We start from the raw sequence: 19,462 nt of genomic DNA, 5'->3' as shown, positions 1-19,462 counted from the left end.
GCAGAGTGTAGAAGAAATGAGCGGAGGTGTTCGTAATGAAGCGTAAGCAAATGCCGCATCGGGCGATGCGGCAATACGTTATCAGGCCAGCGTGCTAATGCGTGCCAGCTGTTCGAAGTAGTCCGGGAACGTTTTCGCGGTACATTTCGGGTCAAGAATGGTGACAGGCGTGTCTGACAGCGCCACCAGCGAGAAGCACATCGCCATGCGGTGATCGTTATAGGTGCCGATTTCCGCAAACTGCAGTTTTGCCGGAGGGGTCACGCGAATGTAGTCTTCGCCCTCTTCCACCTCGGCACCGACTTTTCGCAGCTCTGTCGCCATTGCGAACAGGCGGTCCGTCTCTTTTACGCGCCAGTTGTAGATATTACGCAGCGTGGTCGTGCCTTTGGCAAACAGCGCCGCCGTGGCAATGGTCATCGCCGCATCCGGGATATGGTTCATGTCCATGTCGATGGCGTTCAGCTCGCCGTGAGTACAGGAGATGAAGTCATCGCCCCAGGTGACAATGGCGCCCATTTTTTCCAGCACGTCCGCAAAACGGATGTCGCCCTGCACGCTGTTACGGCCAATACCGGTCACTTTTACCGTGCCGCCTTTAATCGCACCCGCGGCCAGGAAGTAGGACGCGGATGACGCATCCCCTTCAACGAGATAGTTACCCGGAGACTGGTACTGCTGCGCCCCGCGCACCACGAAGCGCTGATAAGACTGGTTTTCCACCTCAACGCCGAAGGTTTTCATCAGGTGCAGGGTTATATCAATGTACGGTTTGGAGACCAGCTCACCTTTAATGGTGATAACCGTATCCTGCGGTGCCAGCGGTGCGGTCATCAGCAGGGCCGTCAGGAACTGGCTGGAGACGCTGCCGTCCACCTCGACGTGACCGCCGGTAAAACCGCCGCGCAGACGCAGTGGCGGATAGTTTTCCTGCTCAAGATACTCAACCTGCGCGCCGCCCTGACGCAGAGCATCCACAAGGTGACCAATCGGACGCTCTTTCATGCGCGGCTCGCCGGTCAGCACAATGTTGTTGCTACCCAGACACAGGGCCGCCGCCAGCGGGCGCATCGCGGTACCGGCGTTGCCCAGAAACAGCTCAAGCTCTTCGCCCGAGCGCAGCGCGCCGCCGTTGCCGGTCACTTCGCAGCGGGTACGATCGTCGGAGAGAGTGTAATGAACGCCCAACGCTTTCAACGCATTGAGCATATGGCGCACGTCATCGCTGTCCAGCAGGTTTGTGAGGACGGTGGTGCCGTTTGCCAGAGCTGCCAGCAGCAGAGCGCGGTTCGAGACACTTTTTGAACCAGGCAGATTAATGGTGCCATCTACCCGCGCGATAGGTTGTAACGTCAGGGATTCCATGAAAACTAAACTCTCAACTCAACATAATAAAAACCCCGCAGGGACGCTGCGGGGGTGAAAAACAGCAAATTAACCGTGACGACGTTCGAAGTCGATCATGAAATCCGTCAGGGCTTTAACGCCTTCCAGCGGCATCGCGTTATAGATGGAGGCACGCATGCCGCCGACGACACGGTGACCTTTGAGCGCATGCAGACCTGCCGCGAAGGACTCTTCCAGGAACACTTTGTCCAGGCTGCTGTCCGCCAGCTGGAACGGCACGTTCATGCGGGAACGGTTCGCTTTCGCCACATCGTTGCGGTAGAAATCGCTCTTGTCGATCACGCCATACAGCAGTTCAGCTTTCTGCTGATTGACCTTGTCCATCTGCGCCACGCCGCCGTTTTGCTTCAGCCATTTGAAGACCAGGCCGGAGAGATACCAGGCAAACGTTGGTGGGGTGTTGAACATCGAATCGTTATCGTTCAGCACGGTGTAATCGAGAATCGAAGGACAGGATTTATGTGCTTTACCCAGCAGGTCTTCACGCACAACGACGATAGTCAAACCGGCCGGGCCGATATTTTTCTGCGCGCCCGCATAGATAACGCCGTAGCGGCTGACATCAATTGGCGCAGACAGAATGGTGGAGGAGAAGTCGGCGGCAACCACGACATCGCTACCGAAGTTTGGCGTCTCGTCGATGGCAATCCCGTCAATGGTTTCGTTCGGGCAGTAGTGCAGATACGCTGCGTTATCGGAAAGCTGCCACTCGCTCATGGGCTTCACGGCGCGCAGACCGTCAACGGTCACTTTGGCGTCGATAACATTCGGCGTGCAGTATTTATGCGCTTCTTTAACGGCGCTTGCCGCCCAGTAACCTGCGTCAACGTAGTCAGCCGTCGTTTTGTCACCGAGGATATTCAGCGGAACGCCTGCAAACTGGCCGCGTCCACCGCCGTGACAGAACAATACTTTGTAGTTCGAGGGAATATTCAGCAGATCGCGAAAATCCTTTTCTGCCTCTTCCGCCACCTGAATAAACTCTTTACCACGGTGGCTAATTTCCATCACCGACGTACCGAGACCGTTCCAGTCACAGAGTTCCTGTTGAGCCTGTTTAAGCACGTCTGCCGGTAACATCGCCGGACCTGAACTGAAATTAAAGACTTGAGCCATTTCCCCTCACCACGCTAAAAGCCATAAGTTATAACTGTGGATATCGGTTTTATCATTCAGTGACACGCGCCGCAATGTCTAAAACTTATGACCCGTGAAATGTGCCCCGCGTCACACAAAACAATCTGCCGCCTCGCCAGGACAAAACCGACAAAATGGCTGTCAGGTGATACGTTTGGCCCGGCTAACCTTCGTCCATTCCGGATTTGCACAGCGGGGGCATAATTGGCGATCCCCCGGCTGCATCGCGACTACATGGCTACATCTTACGCAAGCATACTCGCCGGATGCCGGTACCGTTCTGAAACGCTCAATGAGCATATCCGGCAGGATACACAGTCCCGGCTTCACCTCGTCGTCAGGATAGTAATAGACGCTGATCTGCCCGTTGGTTTCCATGATTGCCAGACGCACCTGCCCGAGCTGTTCAACGCTGTTCAGGCGAAGCTCCATAAAGAACTCAAACTCGGTCATATTGGCGCTTTGTACATTTTCCCAGGCCAGCTGTCCGTCCTCGACGATAACGACCGGCTTCCCTTCAAGCAGATCTTCCAGCTTTTCGCTTTTCGACATCAGCCACATGACAAGACGGTAAAGTAGCGCCAGTGAGACAAAAACGATAAACACCGGCACCATCGGCACGTCGTCATAAAAGGCGACGTCACCCGCCGCCGAGCCCAGCGTCAGGATGATCAACACCTCAAAGAGCGACATCTGCCGCACGCCTCGGCGGCCGGTGATTTTAAGAAACAGGAAGACGAGGACGAAGGTATACAGGCTGCGCAGCGCCACTTCGCCCAGAAATTCAGGAGGAACTTTATCAAACGCCATCCGCTGGAGATCAAATGCTTTCATTTTTCTATGCCTTAACAGTCAGTTACTGCCACTAAGCATAGCCCAGCCATTTATTTTCGCCGAAGATAGCACCCGTCACGCAAAACCCGTATCATTGCGCGCTTTACGTACGATAAAAGTGAACGCCATGACTCAAACGTTTATCCCCGGCAAAGACGCCGCTCTGGAAGATTCCATCGCTCGCTTCCAGCAGAAACTGACCGACCTGGGTTTTAACATCGAAGAAGCCTCCTGGCTCAATCCGGTACCTCACGTCTGGTCCGTGCATATTCGCGATAAAGACTGTGCCCTGTGCTTTACCAACGGTAAAGGCGCGACAAAAAAAGCGGCACTGGCCTCTGCGCTGGGTGAGTATTTTGAGCGTCTGTCCACCAACTATTTCTTCGCTGACTTCTGGCTGGGCGAAACCATCGCTAACGGCCCGTTCGTTCACTATCCAAATGAAAAATGGTTCCCGCTGACCGAAGATGACGAGCTGCCGGAAGGTATTCTCGACGCGCGCCTGCGTGCCTTCTACGATCCAGACAGCGAACTGACCGCCAGCATGCTGATCGATCTGCAGTCTGGCAATGAAGACCGTGGGATCTGCGCCCTGCCGTTCACCCGTCAGTCTGACGAGCAGACCGTGTATATTCCGATGAACATCGTCGGCAACCTGTATGTGTCCAACGGTATGTCCGCCGGTAACACCCGCAATGAAGCGCGCGTGCAGGGTCTGTCTGAAGTTTTCGAACGCCACATTAAAAACCGCATCATCGCTGAATCCATCAGCCTGCCAGAAATTCCGGCAGACGTGCTGGCGCGCTACCCGGGCGTAGTAGAGTCCATCGCTAAGCTGGAAGCCGAAGGTTTCCCAATCTTTGCCTATGATGGCTCGCTGGGCGGCAAGTATCCGGTTATCTGCGTGGTGCTGTTTAACCCGGCCAACGGTACCTGCTTCGCCTCATTCGGCGCGCACCCTGACTTCGGCGTGGCGCTGGAGCGTACCGTTACCGAGCTGCTGCAGGGCCGTAGCCTGAAAGATCTCGACGTCTTCACCCCGCCAACGTTTGACGATGAAGAAGTGGCCGAGCATACCAACCTTGAAACCCACTTCATCGACTCCAGCGGTTTAATTTCCTGGGATATGTTCAAGCAGGACGCCGACTATCCGTTCGTGGACTGGAGCTTTGCCGGGACCACGGAAGAAGAGTTCGCCACGCTGATGGCGATCTTCAACGCGGAAGATCGGGAAGTTTATATTGCCGACTACGAACACCTTGGCGTCTACGCGTGCCGCATTATTGTTCCAGGCATGTCCGACATCTACCCGGCTGAAGATCTGTGGCTGGCGAATAACAGCATGGGCGCGCACCTGCGCGAAACGCTGCTGGCTCTGCCGGGCAGCGAGTGGGAGAAAGAAGATTATCTGAACCTGATCGCCCAACTGGACGAAGAAGGCCACGATGACTTTACCCGCGTACGCGAACTGCTGGGCCTGGCGACCGGTAAAGACAACGGCTGGTATACCCTGCGCATCGGTGAGCTGAAAGCGATGCTGGCCCTGGCGGGTGGCGATTTGGATCAGGCCCTGGCCTGGACCGAGTGGACCATGGAATTCAACCAGTCGGTCTTCTCTGCCGAGCGCACCAATTATTACCGCTGCCTGCAAACCCTGCTGCTGCTGGCCCAGGAAGAGGATCGCGAGCCGCTGCAATACCTGAATGCTTTCGTGCGGATGTACGGAGCTGAGGCCGTAGAAGCAGCCAGTGCAGCCCTGAGCGGCGAAGAGCCGTTCTATGGCCTGCAGGCTGTTGATAGCGATCTGAAAGCCTTCCCGGCGCATCAGTCGCTGCTGAAGGCCTACGAAAAACTGCAGAAAGCAAAAGCCGCTTACTGGTCAAAATAAGCGCACATAACATTACCAGCAGTAGGCGTATTCAATCGTCTGGGCTATATTACGGGGCAATTTCATTGCCCCGTTTTTTATTTTCTTCGGCAATGACTGTTGATTGTAATAATAAAGTTAAACATGGGTAAATATAATAATATTTACCTGAGCTTTACTGTTACTTTTTATGGTAAATACTCCATATTAATTAACTGCGTCAGGGGTGGCTGAACGAAAAAATTCAACTCTTTTCATAACTTTTAAAATTTATTTTTATACGGATAATCAAATACTTACTCCGCATTTGCTGTAAAACCATACACACTGCGGGCCTATAAGCCAGGCGAGATATGATCTATATCAATTTCTCTTCTATAATGCTTTGTTAGTATCTCGTCGCCGACTTAATAAAGAGAGAGTTAGTGTGAAAGCTGACAACCCTTTTGATCTTTTACTCCCTGCTGCGATGGCCAAAGTTGCCGAAGAAGCGGGTGTCTATAAAGCAACGAAACACCCGATGAAGACGTTCTATCTGGCGATCACGGCTGGTGTGTTCATCTCTATCGCTTTCGTCTTCTACATCACCGCCACCACCGGTACTGCCGGAATGCCTTTCGGCATGGCCAAACTGATTGGCGGCATTTGCTTCTCACTGGGTCTGATTCTCTGCGTCATCTGCGGCGCCGACCTGTTCACCTCAACGGTGCTGATTGTCGTGGCAAAGGCCAGCGGAAGAATTACCTGGGGTCAGCTGGCACGCAACTGGCTTAACGTCTACGTGGGTAACCTGGTTGGCTGTCTGCTCTTTGTTTTGTTGATGTGGCTTTCTGGCGAGTACATGACCGCCAACGGTGGCTGGGGCCTTAACGTCCTGCAAACCGCCGACCACAAAATGCACCACACATTTATCGAAGCCGTTGCTCTCGGCATCCTCGCTAACCTGATGGTCTGCCTGGCTGTATGGATGAGCTACTCGGGTCGTAGCCTGATGGACAAAGCCTTAATTATGGTTCTGCCGGTTGCGATGTTTGTTGCCAGCGGCTTTGAGCACAGTATCGCGAATATGTTCATGATCCCAATGGGCATTGTCATCCGCGACTTTGCAAGCCCGGAGTTCTGGACCGCAGTTGGTTCATCCCCGGAAAGTTTCTCTCACCTGACTATTATGAATTTCATTACTGATAACCTGATCCCTGTCACTATCGGGAACATTATCGGTGGGGGTCTGTTAGTTGGGTTGACATACTGGGTCATTTACCTGCGTGGCGACGATCATCATTGATGGTTTTCTCAGGCAGTAAATAAAAAATCCACTTAAGAAGGTAGGTGTTACATGTCCGAGCTTAATGAAAAGTTAGCCACAGCCTGGGAAGGTTTTGCGAAAGGTGACTGGCAGAATGAAGTAAACGTACGTGACTTCATTCAGAAAAACTATACCCCGTATGAAGGTGACGAATCCTTCCTGGCTGGCGCAACTGACGCGACCACCAAGCTGTGGGACAGCGTAATGGAAGGAGTTAAACTGGAAAACCGCACTCACGCGCCAGTTGATTTTGACACCTCCGTTGCTTCCACCATCACTTCTCACGATGCTGGCTACATCAACAAAGCCCTTGAGAAAATCGTTGGTCTGCAGACTGAAGCACCACTGAAACGCGCAATCATCCCGTTCGGTGGTATCAAAATGGTTGAAGGTTCCTGCAAAGCGTATAACCGCGAGCTGGACCCAATGCTGAAAAAAATCTTCACCGAATACCGCAAAACCCACAACCAGGGCGTATTCGATGTTTACACCAAAGACATCCTGAACTGCCGTAAATCTGGCGTTCTGACTGGTCTGCCAGATGCGTATGGCCGTGGCCGTATCATCGGTGACTACCGTCGCGTTGCGCTGTACGGTATCGACTTCCTGATGAAAGACAAGTACGCGCAGTTTGTTTCCCTGCAGTCTGACCTGGAAAACGGCGTAAACCTGGAAGCGACTATCCGTCTGCGTGAAGAAATCGCTGAACAGCACCGCGCGCTGGGTCAGATCAAAGAGATGGCTGCTAAATATGGCTGCGATATCTCTGGTCCTGCGACCAACGCTCAGGAAGCCATCCAGTGGACCTACTTCGGCTACCTTGCCGCTGTTAAGTCTCAGAACGGTGCAGCAATGTCCTTCGGTCGCGTATCCACCTTCCTGGATGCGTACATCGAACGCGACATCAAAGCAGGCAAAATCACCGAGCAAGACGCTCAGGAAATGATTGACCACCTGGTCATGAAACTGCGTATGGTTCGCTTCCTGCGTACTCCTGAATACGATGAGCTGTTCTCTGGTGACCCAATCTGGGCAACAGAATCAATCGGTGGTATGGGCGTTGACGGCCGTACTCTGGTAACCAAAAACAGCTTCCGCTTCCTGAACACCCTGTACACCATGGGTCCTTCTCCGGAGCCGAACATCACCGTTCTGTGGTCTGAAAAACTGCCTCTGAACTTCAAGAAATTCGCGGCTAAAGTGTCCATCGATACCTCTTCTCTGCAGTACGAGAACGATGACCTGATGCGTCCGGACTTCAACAACGACGATTACGCTATCGCTTGCTGCGTAAGCCCAATGGTTGTTGGTAAACAAATGCAGTTCTTCGGTGCGCGTGCAAACCTGGCGAAAACCATGCTGTACGCAATCAACGGCGGCGTTGATGAAAAACTGAAAATGCAGGTTGGTCCTAAGTCTGAGCCGATCAAAGGCGACGTTCTGAACTTCGACGAAGTCATGGAACGTATGGATCACTTCATGGACTGGCTGGCTAAACAGTACGTCACTGCGCTGAACGTTATCCACTACATGCACGACAAGTACAGCTACGAAGCCTCTCTGATGGCGCTGCACGACCGTGACGTTATCCGCACCATGGCGTGTGGTATCGCTGGTCTGTCCGTTGCTGCTGACTCCCTGTCTGCAATCAAATATGCGAAAGTTAAACCAATTCGTGACGAAGACGGCCTGGCTGTAGACTTCGAAATCGAAGGTGAATATCCGCAGTTTGGTAACAACGACTCTCGCGTTGATGACATGGCGGTTGACCTGGTAGAACGTTTCATGAAGAAAATTCAGAAACTGACTACTTACCGTAACGCTATCCCGACTCAGTCTGTTCTGACCATCACCTCTAACGTTGTGTATGGTAAGAAAACCGGTAACACCCCAGACGGTCGTCGTGCTGGCGCGCCATTCGGCCCAGGTGCTAACCCAATGCACGGTCGTGACCAGAAAGGTGCGGTTGCCTCTCTGACCTCCGTTGCTAAACTGCCGTTTGCTTACGCGAAAGATGGTATCTCTTACACCTTCTCTATCGTGCCAAACGCGCTGGGTAAAGACGACGAAGTGCGTAAAACTAACCTCGCGGGTCTGATGGATGGTTACTTCCACCACGAAGCGTCCATCGAAGGTGGTCAGCACCTGAACGTGAACGTCATGAACCGTGAAATGCTGCTCGACGCGATGGAACACCCTGAGAAATATCCTCAGCTGACCATCCGCGTATCTGGCTACGCAGTACGTTTTAACTCCCTGACTAAAGAACAGCAGCAGGACGTTATCACCCGTACTTTCACTCAGTCCATGTAAGTGGAATTGACTGAAATCACGCGTTAAAAAGCGTACAATAAAGGCTCCACGTCAGTGGGGCCTTTTTAGCACCCTCTCCACCTCAGTCTCTTTTGTCCGCTATCTATACTCTATGGATATCAGCCAAAACAGACTTCAACACAGCCGGCTTTGAGCTGTGCATACTCAGGCCCCGGACGGGCCGATGCTGGAGATATCACCGCAATGTCAATTATTGGTCGCATTCACTCCTTTGAATCCTGTGGCACCGTCGATGGCCCGGGTATCCGTTTCATCACCTTTTTCCAGGGCTGCCTGATGCGCTGCCTGTACTGCCATAACCGTGACACCTGGGATACGCACGGCGGTAAAGAAGTGACCGTTGAAGACTTGATGAAAGAGGTGGTGACCTACCGCCACTTTATGAACGCGTCCGGCGGCGGCGTCACCGCATCCGGCGGTGAAGCCATTCTGCAGGCCGAATTTGTCCGCGACTGGTTCCGCGCCTGCCATAAAGAAGGCATTCATACCTGCCTCGACACCAACGGCTTTGTGCGCCGCTACGATCCGGTTATCGACGAGCTGCTTGAAGTGACCGATCTGGTGATGCTCGATCTTAAACAGATGAACGATGAGATCCACCAGAACCTCGTTGGCGTCTCAAACCACCGCACGCTGGAATTTGCCAAATACATTGCCGATAAAGGCATCAAAACCTGGATCCGCTACGTGGTGGTTCCCGGCTGGTCAGATGACGACGACTCCGCGCACCGCCTCGGGGAATTTACCCGCGACATGGGCAACGTCGAGAAAATCGAGCTTCTGCCCTATCACGAGCTGGGTAAACATAAATGGGTGGCGATGGGCGAAGAGTACAAACTTGATGGCGTGAAGCCGCCAAAAAAAGAGACGATGGAACGCGTCAAAGGTATTCTTGAACAGTACGGCCACAAGGTGATGTATTAAAGAAAAGCCCGGTGAAAACCGGGCCTTTTTATATTCTATTTAAAGACGCCGTTAATAACGGACGTCACAATGGCTGTACTCAGCGCAATTAAGACCAGGTCGTCTCCGACCACGCGCCATTCATAGCCAGGGTAGGAAGGAAGCTGACCCAGCATTGAGGCCGGCACGGTTTTCTTCGCAATGCCCGGAGGCAACGGCTTACCGCGCGCCAGGTTTTTCGCGATACCCGGAGGCAGAGAGTCATAGCCCGTTAGGCCATAATTCAGCGCCAGATGGCGGGCATGATCGAAGCTCACGCGAGCGTCGACATCGTTACCGACATCTTTACTGCTTTTAAAGCTTTTATCCGATTTTCCAGGGTTATCCTGACCGTTATTTTGCTTATTGCCATGGTTACCAGAATTTCCGTTACCATGATTACCGCCATTACCTTGCCCGCCACCGTTTCCGTGACCACCGCCATTCCCGTTTCCAGGATTAGCCATGACCGGAGCCGTTGCAAACGTTAAAGACAACACTACGGCAAGTGCGGTAGTGGAAAAACGACGAATAGACATGATTGCTGCCTTATAGTGGTAGGACTCACATGAATTATCGCCTGGCGCAATAAACAAACAATAAGTAAAACTCTTAGTTGTGACAGGGACAAAAAAGCCTGTCATCGACAGGCTTTTATTTAATCAGGCATGTGCCACAGGCGTTGGGTGTTCGCCCACTTTGCGCAGCAGCATTAAGAGATAAATAAACGATACGCTGGCGATCATGATAAACAATAAATTATCAGAGTAATTCTGCATCAGCATCGCGGTAAACGTCGGGCCTAATAAGCTGCCGATGGTATAGCTCAGTAACAGCGCCTGGTTCATTGCCACCAGCTGGTGATGTTCAACTTTCTCACAGGCCCAGGCCATCGCGACCGGATAGAGCGTAAAGCCGGCCGCCCCGAGAATAAACAGCGCAGGCGCCATCGCGGCGTTGCTGAGCATGGCAAGGCATCCCATAATGACCACAAAGACCTGAACGCGCAGCACCAGCAGACGGCCGAAACGATCCGCCAGTCGGCCAATCGGCCACTGCCCGACGATCCCCGCACTCACCATCACCGCCATCCAGAAGCCAATTCCAGAATCGCTGACGCCCTGATGATTCAGATAGAGCGGCATCAGGCCATAGAGCGAGCCCAGTACAATCCCCGAGATAATGCAGCCGTTAACGCCCAGACGCGCCTGGCGGAGTCTGAGCATCGGCCAGACGTGGGTCGCTTCCTGATGCTCGCTGTTCTGGTTCACAATGCGCGTGAAGAGCAGCGGCAGGATCGCGGCGAGCACCATGCCCGTTACCCACGGCAGAACGCTCATCAGGTCGGTTGGCAGCTTGCTGACCATCAGTTGACCCAGCACGGTGCCGACGTAATAAACCATCATATAGGCTGCCAGCAGGCGTCCACGGTTGCGCGAAGTGCCGCTGCACATCAGCGCGCTTTCAACCACCACCCAAATCATCGCGCAGCCTACGCCTGCGATAAAGCGCCATGCCATCCAGCTCCAGAAGCCGACCATCAGGCCCAGCCCGGCACACCCGGCGGCGAAAATCAGCGAAGCCAGATAATAGCTGCGATTAAAGCCAAAGCGCTTAATCAGGCTCCCGGTCATTAGCGTACCCAGCAGGTTCCCGGTAAAAAAGGACGAGCTGACCATACCCACCTGCCAGGTCGGTAAGTTTTCATGGGCGAGCCATAGCGGGACGAGCGTATTTAACACTGCGATCGCCAGGGTCAACAGAAGCAGGCCACAAAGCAACAGAAGCACTGGCCGGGTATAGGTGGTCATGGATTAAAAACCGTGAGGAAGTTCAGATTTCGTGCGCATCATGCCACTGGCAAAACCAAAGTCAATCCACTGATTTAGCCGCCTCGCACAATATGTTCCCTGTCGATTTAAAAAACTTATCCTGCTAATGCCACGCCTGCTATAGATATTAATTATGTGTCTGTTTTTATTTATTAATGGGCGAAATTAAAACAAAACGACAGTCGAAAAATTTCATGATCGAAAAAAGAAAAGCCGGGCACTCAGGCCCGGCTTGATATAACTCAATGCAACGTTAACTGGCGATAGCCATACCTACGGTCATATGCAACCCGTAGAACACACCGCGGCCAATCAGTTCACCCGCCAGGACCAGCACAAAGGCCAGTGACAGCAGCGGCAGCGCGGGCTGATAACCTTTGAGCTGAGGAGCAATCCAGAATACCAACGCAGCGACCAGCAGAACGATGCGCCAGGCCATCAGAGAACCGTAGTCCGGCACCAGGGCAGAAGCCTGCTGGATAGAGCTGTGAATGGTTGCCAGTTCGGCACCCTGCATCAGAGCGACCATCGCACTCACCACCAGCGCCAGCATCGAAACAGCCGGCAGCAAACGCATTGCCCACCCGTCTACGCCCGCCACGCGCAGCAGCAGGTAGCCCAGCAGCGGCCCGCCGATAAACATCGTCAGGAAGAAGCTCATCGGCGTCCAGACGCTGTACCAGGTTGGAACGGTATCGATGGTGTTATAGACGCGCACCATCATCCACACGAACACCACGCCCAGCACCATGGTCACGATCAGCCACAGGCTGCGCAGACCCGCAGGCAATTTCTTCAAAGCGGCCAGCAGCCAGCCCAGCCCACCGACGGCAAAGAAAATTGCCCCGCTGGCTATCTCGTTACTGAGGGACGATGCCCCTACGCGGTTCAGAGAGTTAAACGCGCGCATCGGCGAACCCAGGTGCAGCGTAGAGGCGATAAAGCCAATTCCCATCAGCACCCACAGGCCAAACATGCTCAACACTAAACGCTGCTGCTGTTCAGCGTTGAGATTCCCCTTCAGCAGCGCCAGCGCGAGCACAATGAAACCGCCCGCCACGCACTGGCCAAAGACCGTGAAGATCATCAGCGGCCATTCATGCCATCCACTTCCCATCTCACACCTCCTTCGGATTTGCCAGGTAGCCGGTGGTGTCACCTGTAGGACGGCTGTTGGCGTTAGGTTTAATCACAATGCTCGGCTTCGTGAAGTGCGCAGACGGCAGCGGTGCCACTGCGGCAAGCTGACCGTGTTTTTGACGCAGCTCTTCTATCGGACCGAAGTCCAGCGCGCGCAGCGGACAGGACTCGACGCAAATCGGCTTTTTGCCATCCGCCACGCGGGTGTGGCAACCGTCGCATTTGGTCATATGACCTTTGGCGGCGTTGTACTGCGGCGCGCCGTACGGGCACGCCATGTGGCAGTATCGGCAGCCGATGCAGACATCTTCGTCCACCACCACAAAGCCGTCTTCACGCTTGTGCATCGCTCCGCTCGGGCAGACCTTTGTGCAGGCCGGATCTTCACAGTGGTTACAGGCAATCGACAGGTAATAGGCAAAGACGTTCTGATGCCAGACGCCGTTATCTTCCTGCCAGTCGCCCCCGGCGTATTCGTAAATACGGCGGAAGCTGACGTCCGGGGTCAGGTCTTTGTAATCTTTACAGGCCAGCTCGCAGGTTTTGCACCCGGTGCAACGGCTGGAATCGATAAAAAATCCATACTGGGTTGTCATCGGCTACTCCTTAAACCTTTTCAACCTGGACAAGGTTTGTGTGGGATGGGTTGCCCTTCGCCAGCGGCGACGGACGCTGCGTGGTCAGCACGTTAATACTGCCCGCCTGGTCTATGCGGTTGGCATCAGGGCTGTACCAGGCCCCTTCCCCCAGCGCCACCACGCCTGGCATCATGCGCGGCGTCACCTTAGCTTCAATGTGCACCTCGCCGCGGCCGTTGAAGATACGCACGCGATCGCCATTGCTGATGCCGCGTGCTTTGGCATCCATCGGGTTGATCCACATCTCCTGACGGCAGGCGGCCTTAAGTACTCCGACATTGCCGTAGGTGGAGTGAACGCGCGCTTTGTAGTGGAAACCGGTCAGCTGCAGCGGGAATTTCGCCGTCAGCGGATCGTTATAGTTTTCAAAACCCGGCGTGTAGATCGGCAGCGGATCGATAACGTCCTCTTCCGGCAGCTCCCAGGTCGACGCGATTTTTGCCAGCTCTTCGGAGTAGATTTCGATTTTGCCCGACGGCGTGGTCAGCGGGTTCGCCTGCGGGTCTTCACGGAACGCTTTGTACGCCACGTGGTGCCCTTCCGGATCGCGCTGTTTGTACATACCCTGCTTGCGGAAGGTATCGAAATCCGGCAGGTCAGGGACCGCCTTACGGGAGAGTTCATGCAGATGGCGCATCCAACCTTCCTGAGTACGCCCCTCGGTAAACTGCTGCTCAACGCCAAGACGTTTCGCCAGCTCAGAGGTCATCTCATAGATGGTTTTGCACTCGAAGCGCGGTTTAATCGCCTGGTCGGTAAAGATCACGTAGGACATGTTGCCGCAGGAGGCGTCCAGCGCGAAATCCATCTGTTCAGAGGCGGTGCAGTCCGGCAGCAGGATATCGGCGTATTTCGCCGAGGAGGTCATGTGGCAGTCGATGACCACAATCATCTCGCACTTCTTATCATCCTGCAGGATTTCATGGGTGCGGTTGATTTCGGAGTGCTGGTTGATGAGACAGTTACCGGCATAGTTCCAGATCATCTTGATCGGCACGTCCAGCTTGTCCTTGCCGCGCACGCCGTCGCGCAGGGCGGTCATTTCAGGACCACGTTCGATCGCATCGGTCCACATAAACATGGAGATGCTGGTCTGAACCGGGTTATCCAGCGTCGGCATGCGTTCGAACGGTACTTCATACGAGCCTTCACGCGCGCCGGTGTTACCGCCGTGAATACCGACGTTGCCGGTCAGAATGGAGAGCATGGAGATGGCGCGAGTCGCGATTTCGCCGTTCGCATGGCGCTGCGGTCCCCAGCCCTGGCTGATGTAGGCCGGTTTGGCCGAGCCAATCTCACGCGCCAGCTGAACGATACGCTCGGCCGGAATACCGGTGATGGTGGACGCCCACTCGGGCGTTTTCGCCACGCCGTCGCTGCCCTGCCCGAGAATATAGGCCTTGTAATGGCCATTTGCAGGCGCGCTGGCTGGCAGGGTTTTCTCGTCATAGCCGACGCAGTATTTATCCAGGAAAGGCTGATCGACGAGGTTTTCTGTGATCATTACCCACGCAAGCGCCGAGACCAGCGCTGCATCGGTACCCGGACGGATTGGGATCCACTCGTCTTCACGTCCGGCGCCGGTGTCGGTATAGCGCGGATCGATAATGATCATGCGGGCATTGGATTTGGCGCGGGCCTGTTCGAGGTAATAGGTTACCCCGCCGCCGCTCATGCGGGTTTCGCCCGGGTTGTTACCGAACAGGACGACCAACTTACTGTTTTCGATATCGGACGGGCTGTTGCCGTCCGCCCAGCCGCCGTAGGTGTAGTTCAGGCCCGCAGCAATCTGCGCCGATGAGTAGTCACCATAGTGATTAAGATAACCACCGCAGCAGTTCATCAGACGTGCCACCAGCGTTTTACCCGGTGGCCAGGAGCGGGTCAGCGTACCGCCGAGCGTACCGGTGCCGTAGTTCAGGTAGATGGATTCGTTGCCGTACTCTTTGATAAGGCGCTGCATATTGGTGGCGATAATGTCGTAGGCTTCATCCCAGCTAATCCGCTCGAACTTCCCTTCGCCACGCTTACCGACGCGCTTCATCGGATATTTCAGGCGGTCCGGATTATACACGCGACGACGCATTGATCGGCCCCGCAAACAGGCGCGAACCTGATGTAACCCTTCATAGTTATCATCCCCGGTATTGTCGGTTTCGACATATTTAATTTCGCCATCCACCACGTGCATACGCAGCGGACAACGGCTACCGCAGTTAACGGTACAAGCACTCCACACCACTTTTTCCGGAGCTGAAGCTGGGGATAGTGCATCCGCCGCTGAGGCCAGTCGGGTAAAAGGAAGCGTGAAGGCGCTGCTGGCTACGGCCAGGCCGCCTATCGCCGTGGTTTTCATCAACCCACGGCGAGTGACCTCGGCAGCCATAAATGCTTCAGGCGCGTTGATTTTCATAGAGACTCACTTTGGTTGCTCACAAAGAAAAGAGTGGCGGCGCAAACCGCTATGTAGTTTTATATACAACGAATTTCTACGTAATCAGCTTTTTATGCTGACTTTCATTCGGAGGAGTATTACTACTTTAGAGGGAGGGGGTATTGCGTCGTGTCAATTCAGAGGCATAAAAAAAGCGCCCAAAGGCGCTTTTTTGTTGTGAGGCAAAGAATTAGCCGATGTACTGCTGGCCTTTCATGTATGGGCGCAGCACTTCAGGGATCTCAATACGACCGTCTGCCTGCTGATAGTTTTCCAGCACGGCAACCAGCGTACGGCCCACAGCCAGACCAGAACCGTTCAGGGTATGCACCAGACGGGTTTTCTTGTCAGATTTGCTGCGGCAGCGTGCCTGCATACGACGCGCCTGGAAATCCCAGACGTTAGAGCAGGAGGAGATTTCACGGTAGGTGTTCTGCGCAGGCACCCACACTTCCAGATCGAAGGTTTTGCAGGCGCCAAAGCCCATATCACCGGTGCACAGGGCCATACGACGGTACGGCAGACCCAGCAGCTCCAGCACTTTCTCAGCGTGACCGGTCATCTCTTCCAGCGCGTCCATGGACTCTTCAGGGCGGACGATCTGCACCATCTCAACTTTGTCGAACTGGTGCATACGGATCAGACCGCGCGTGTCGCGACCGTAAGAACCTGCTTCAGAACGAAAGCACGGAGAGTGTGCCGTCAGCTTAATTGGCAGGTCGTCTTCATCGATGATCTCATCACGCACGAGGTTAGTCAGCGGCACTTCAGCGGTTGGGATCAGCGCGTAGTTGCTGCTGTCTGCTTCCTCGTCCAGCGGACGGGTATGGAACAGATCGCCGGCAAATTTCGGCAGTTGGCCCGTACCGTACAGCGTATCGTGGTTGACCAGATACGGCACGTAGGTTTCGCTGTAGCCATGCTGCTCGGTGTGCAGATCCAGCATGAACTGCGCCAGCGCGCGGTGCAGATGGGCAATCTGGCCTTTCATCACCACAAAACGGGAGCCGGTCAGCTTAACCGCTGCCGCAAAGTCCAGGCCCACGTGCATTTCGCCCAGCGTCACGTGATCGCGCACTTCGAAGTCAAACTCACGAGGCGTACCCCAGCGTTTCACTTCAACGTTGTCGTTTTCATCTTTGCCGACAGGCACGCTGTCGTCAGGAATATTCGGGATAGCCAGGGCAATATCACGAATCTCGGCCTGAAGAACGTCCAGCTCAGCTTTTGCCTGATCCAGTTCTTCACCCAGTTTGTTCACTTCCAGGCGTAATGGCTCAATATCTTCCCCGCGCGCTTTCGCCTGGCCGATGGATTTCGATCGAGAGTTACGCTCTGCCTGCAGATTTTCAGTTTGTACCTGCAGAACTTTACGACGCTCTTCGAGAGCGCGCAGCTTATCTACATCCAGCTTAAAGCCCCGGCGTGCCAGTTTTTCAGCGACTGCGTCTGGCTCATTACGCAGCAGATTGGGATCGAGCATGCTTATCCTGTGCTTATCGAATTAAAATAGGAAAATGTGACCACAGCCTGCGGCCACAAGGATACATTGCCAACATTACCGCAACGATTGAACTAACGGTAGCGTTTTATAGGGCTATTTTGATCCTGTCCGGCGAGCCAGGTGAGCTTTTCACCAATCTTGCCTTCAAGACCTCTGTTTGTGGGGTGATAATAGCGCGTTTGTGCCATCTCCTGCGGGAAATATTCCTCCCCGGCAGCGTAGGCATTGGGTTCATCATGAGCGTAACGATACTCCTGCCCGTAACCCATCTCTTTCATCAGCTTGGTCGGCGCGTTACGCAGGTGAACCGGCACATCGTAGTCCGGACGTTCACGCGCATCGGACATCGCCGCTTTAAAGGCGGTATAAACCGCATTGCTTTTCGGCGCGCAGGCCAGATAAACAATCGCCTGCGCAATGGCACGTTCGCCTTCCGCAGGTCCAACGCGGGTGAAGCAGTCCCAGGCCGACAGCGCAACCTGCATGGCGCGAGGATCGGCATTGCCGACATCTTCTGACGCAATCGCCAGACAGCGACGCGCGACATACAAAGGATCGCCGCCCGCAGTGATAATGCGCGCGTACCAGTAAAGCGCCGCATCCGGCGCGCTGCCGCGCACGGACTTATGCAGCGCCGAGATCAGGTCGTAAAAACGGTCGCCTTTGTTATCGAAACGCGCGCTGCGTTCGCCCGCAATTTCGGTGAGCAGTTCCGGTTTCAGCACCCGCTTCCCGGCATCGTCGATTTCGGCCATATCGGCCATCATTTCCAGCGTATTCAGCGCACGCCGCGCATCACCGTTGACCAGCTCGGCAATCGCACGACGCGTGTCGTCAGGCAGAACGATATCCTGTCCGCCGTAGCCGCGCGCTTTGTCGTCCATCGCCTGGGTGAGAACCTTTTCGATATCCTCGGTGGTGAGCGATTTGAGCAGGTAAACGCGCGCGCGGGAAAGCAGCGCCGAGTTCAGTTCAAACGACGGGTTTTCGGTGGTCGCACCGATGAAGAAGATCGTGCCGTCTTCAATATGCGGCAGGAAGGCATCCTGCTGGCTCTTGTTGAAGCGGTGGACTTCGTCCACGAAGAGGATGGTACGCCGCCCGGCATTGCGGTTCTGCCGCGCACGCTCGATCGCCTCACGGATCTCTTTCACGCCGGAGGTGACCGCCGAGATACGTTCAACGTCCGCGTTGGCATAGCGGGCGATCACTTCTGCAAGCGTGGTCTTGCCGGTACCAGGGGGTCCCCAGAGGATCATGGAGTGAAGATGCCCGGCCTCAATGGCGCGCGGCAATGGCTTACCGGCAGCCAGCAGATGTTGCTGGCCGATGTACTGCGCTAAATTTTCTGGCCGCATACGGGCGGCCAGAGGTTGAAACGCGTTATCTGAAAAATCGAGCGACAGATTGCCCACTCACGCCTCTTACTTATTGCGTTGGTCGTCCACCGTTACGCCCTGCGGCGGGGTAAAGGTGAATTTCGATGCATCAACGGCGCCGTTTTGCTGAGACTTGAGCTGGTAGCTGCTGCGCTGATCGTCCTGCTCAACCGCGCCAAACTGATTAATCGTACCGTTGGTGCTTACGTTAATGGTGAACTGCTTCAGGTTGCCGTTACTGCCTTTCGGCGTCAGGACAAACTCGTCACCCGTCTGTTTAATATTGTACTGCTGCCAGTCGCTGGACTGGTTACGGGCAATCAGCATAAACGGCGTATTGCTGGTGGCATCTTTCAGCCAGGTCGCCGTTGCCTGCTCAACGAACGGGTTGAAGAACCATAAGGTTTTGCCGTCAGAGACCAGGATGCTCTCATCCGGCTGGGTCATGTGCCAGTTGAACAGATTTGGGCGTTTTACCCACAAATCTCCCTGACCTTCCTGCACCGCGTTGCCGCTGCCGTCAGTCACTTTTTGCGTGAAGCTGGCGTGGAAGCTGCTTACTTTATCCAGTCGGCTTTTAAGGTCGCTGGCTGCATCAGCCCAGACGCTGCTGGCGACAAAACTGGTGAGTAATGCACAGGCGATGGCGATTTTTTTCATTGTTATTCCTTAAAATACGTCTTCCCGATATGGGGTTTCCGTCTTCTA

Annotated in this window: 15 protein-coding genes; 4 read left to right on the top strand and 11 right to left on the bottom strand. The window is 54.5% G+C overall.

All coding sequences use genetic code 11. From position 1 onward, the window contains the following. Positions 1-81 precede the first annotated feature (81 nt). The 3 genes from aroA to QMN93_RS07095 form a co-directional block, all read right to left on the bottom strand. Positions 82-1,365 (bottom strand): 3-phosphoshikimate 1-carboxyvinyltransferase, encoded by a 1,284-nt coding sequence (aroA, locus tag QMN93_RS07105; RefSeq protein ID WP_029739498.1) that lies wholly within the window; start codon positions 1,363-1,365, stop codon positions 82-84. A 69-nt stretch (positions 1,366-1,434) separates the two neighbouring features. Then, positions 1,435-2,523, bottom strand: a complete 1,089-nt coding sequence (serC, locus tag QMN93_RS07100; RefSeq protein WP_029739497.1) for a 3-phosphoserine/phosphohydroxythreonine transaminase — start codon at positions 2,521-2,523, stop codon at positions 1,435-1,437. Positions 2,524-2,685: 162 nt separating this feature from the next. Beyond that, positions 2,686-3,378 carry a DUF421 domain-containing protein gene (locus QMN93_RS07095; RefSeq protein WP_033145090.1) on the bottom strand — a complete coding sequence of 231 codons (693 nt, stop codon included), beginning with the start codon at positions 3,376-3,378 and terminating at the stop codon, positions 2,686-2,688. 127 nt (positions 3,379-3,505) lie between these two features. Between QMN93_RS07095 and ycaO the strand changes: the two genes are divergently transcribed. The 4 genes from ycaO to pflA all read left to right on the top strand — a co-directional run bounded on the left by ycaO (position 3,506) and on the right by pflA (position 9,809). Next, the gene (ycaO, locus tag QMN93_RS07090) at positions 3,506-5,266 is read left to right on the top strand and encodes a 30S ribosomal protein S12 methylthiotransferase accessory factor YcaO (RefSeq protein WP_033145089.1); all 1,761 of its coding nucleotides are present in this window, start codon (positions 3,506-3,508) and stop codon (positions 5,264-5,266) included. A 406-nt stretch (positions 5,267-5,672) separates the two neighbouring features. Further along, positions 5,673-6,530 carry a formate transporter FocA gene (gene focA, locus QMN93_RS07085; protein WP_008499974.1) on the top strand — a complete coding sequence of 286 codons (858 nt, stop codon included), beginning with the start codon at positions 5,673-5,675 and terminating at the stop codon, positions 6,528-6,530. Positions 6,531-6,581: 51 nt separating this feature from the next. Then, positions 6,582-8,864 carry a formate C-acetyltransferase gene (gene pflB, locus QMN93_RS07080; protein WP_033145088.1) on the top strand — a complete coding sequence of 761 codons (2,283 nt, stop codon included), beginning with the start codon at positions 6,582-6,584 and terminating at the stop codon, positions 8,862-8,864. A 204-nt stretch (positions 8,865-9,068) separates the two neighbouring features. After that, positions 9,069-9,809, top strand: a complete 741-nt coding sequence (gene pflA, locus QMN93_RS07075) for a pyruvate formate lyase 1-activating protein (protein WP_023310991.1) — start codon at positions 9,069-9,071, stop codon at positions 9,807-9,809. 35 nt (positions 9,810-9,844) lie between these two features. On the opposite strand, the gene QMN93_RS07070 is transcribed toward pflA, so the two are convergent. The 8 genes from QMN93_RS07070 to lolA all read right to left on the bottom strand — a co-directional run bounded on the left by QMN93_RS07070 (position 9,845) and on the right by lolA (position 19,414). Beyond that, on the bottom strand, positions 9,845-10,366 hold the full coding sequence (locus QMN93_RS07070) for an anti-virulence regulator CigR family protein (RefSeq protein ID WP_023310990.1): 522 nt from the start codon (positions 10,364-10,366) through the stop codon (positions 9,845-9,847). Between the two features lie 123 nt (positions 10,367-10,489). After that, on the bottom strand, positions 10,490-11,638 hold the full coding sequence (locus QMN93_RS07065) for an MFS transporter (protein WP_033145087.1): 1,149 nt from the start codon (positions 11,636-11,638) through the stop codon (positions 10,490-10,492). A 274-nt stretch (positions 11,639-11,912) separates the two neighbouring features. Next, positions 11,913-12,776, bottom strand: a complete 864-nt coding sequence (locus QMN93_RS07060; protein ID WP_182383247.1) for a dimethyl sulfoxide reductase anchor subunit family protein — start codon at positions 12,774-12,776, stop codon at positions 11,913-11,915. Between the two features lies 1 nt (position 12,777). After that, positions 12,778-13,395, bottom strand: a complete 618-nt coding sequence (locus QMN93_RS07055) for a DMSO/selenate family reductase complex B subunit (protein ID WP_021240882.1) — start codon at positions 13,393-13,395, stop codon at positions 12,778-12,780. Between the two features lie 10 nt (positions 13,396-13,405). Then, a complete protein-coding gene (gene dmsA, locus QMN93_RS07050; protein ID WP_182383246.1) occupies positions 13,406-15,850 on the bottom strand; it encodes a dimethylsulfoxide reductase subunit A in 2,445 nt (814 codons plus the stop codon). Positions 15,851-16,061: 211 nt separating this feature from the next. Next, positions 16,062-17,354, bottom strand: coding sequence for a serine--tRNA ligase (gene serS, locus QMN93_RS07045; protein WP_064672211.1), 1,293 nt, complete (start codon positions 17,352-17,354; stop codon positions 16,062-16,064). A gap of 92 nt (positions 17,355-17,446) precedes the next feature. Next, the gene (gene rarA, locus QMN93_RS07040) at positions 17,447-18,790 is read right to left on the bottom strand and encodes a replication-associated recombination protein RarA (protein WP_033145084.1); all 1,344 of its coding nucleotides are present in this window, start codon (positions 18,788-18,790) and stop codon (positions 17,447-17,449) included. A 9-nt stretch (positions 18,791-18,799) separates the two neighbouring features. Beyond that, positions 18,800-19,414: an outer membrane lipoprotein chaperone LolA gene (lolA, locus tag QMN93_RS07035; RefSeq protein ID WP_023310983.1), complete on the bottom strand. Its 615-nt coding sequence runs from the start codon at positions 19,412-19,414 to the stop codon at positions 18,800-18,802. Positions 19,415-19,462 lie beyond the last annotated feature (48 nt).

Source organism: Enterobacter sp. R-1.6.2 (genome assembly GCF_035064085.1).
Classification (GTDB): Bacteria; Pseudomonadota; Gammaproteobacteria; order Enterobacterales; family Enterobacteriaceae; genus Enterobacter; species Enterobacter asburiae_B.
The sequence above is the reverse complement of the archived record's forward strand: the minus strand, read 5'-3'. Positions and strand labels throughout refer to the sequence as shown.

Coding starts and splice junctions, on each gene's coding strand:
- aroA (WP_029739498.1), bottom strand. CDS start 1,365: ATGGAATCCCTGACGTTACAACCTATCGCGCGGGTAGATGGCACCATT.
- serC (WP_029739497.1), bottom strand. CDS start 2,523: ATGGCTCAAGTCTTTAATTTCAGTTCAGGTCCGGCGATGTTACCGGCA.
- QMN93_RS07095 (WP_033145090.1), bottom strand. CDS start 3,378: ATGAAAGCATTTGATCTCCAGCGGATGGCGTTTGATAAAGTTCCTCCT.
- ycaO (WP_033145089.1), top strand. CDS start 3,506: ATGACTCAAACGTTTATCCCCGGCAAAGACGCCGCTCTGGAAGATTCC.
- pflB (WP_033145088.1), top strand. CDS start 6,582: ATGTCCGAGCTTAATGAAAAGTTAGCCACAGCCTGGGAAGGTTTTGCG.
- pflA (WP_023310991.1), top strand. CDS start 9,069: ATGTCAATTATTGGTCGCATTCACTCCTTTGAATCCTGTGGCACCGTC.
- QMN93_RS07070 (WP_023310990.1), bottom strand. CDS start 10,366: ATGTCTATTCGTCGTTTTTCCACTACCGCACTTGCCGTAGTGTTGTCT.
- QMN93_RS07065 (WP_033145087.1), bottom strand. CDS start 11,638: ATGACCACCTATACCCGGCCAGTGCTTCTGTTGCTTTGTGGCCTGCTT.
- QMN93_RS07060 (WP_182383247.1), bottom strand. CDS start 12,776: ATGGGAAGTGGATGGCATGAATGGCCGCTGATGATCTTCACGGTCTTT.
- QMN93_RS07055 (WP_021240882.1), bottom strand. CDS start 13,395: ATGACAACCCAGTATGGATTTTTTATCGATTCCAGCCGTTGCACCGGG.
- dmsA (WP_182383246.1), bottom strand. CDS start 15,850: ATGAAAATCAACGCGCCTGAAGCATTTATGGCTGCCGAGGTCACTCGC.
- serS (WP_064672211.1), bottom strand. CDS start 17,354: ATGCTCGATCCCAATCTGCTGCGTAATGAGCCAGACGCAGTCGCTGAA.
- lolA (WP_023310983.1), bottom strand. CDS start 19,414: ATGAAAAAAATCGCCATCGCCTGTGCATTACTCACCAGTTTTGTCGCC.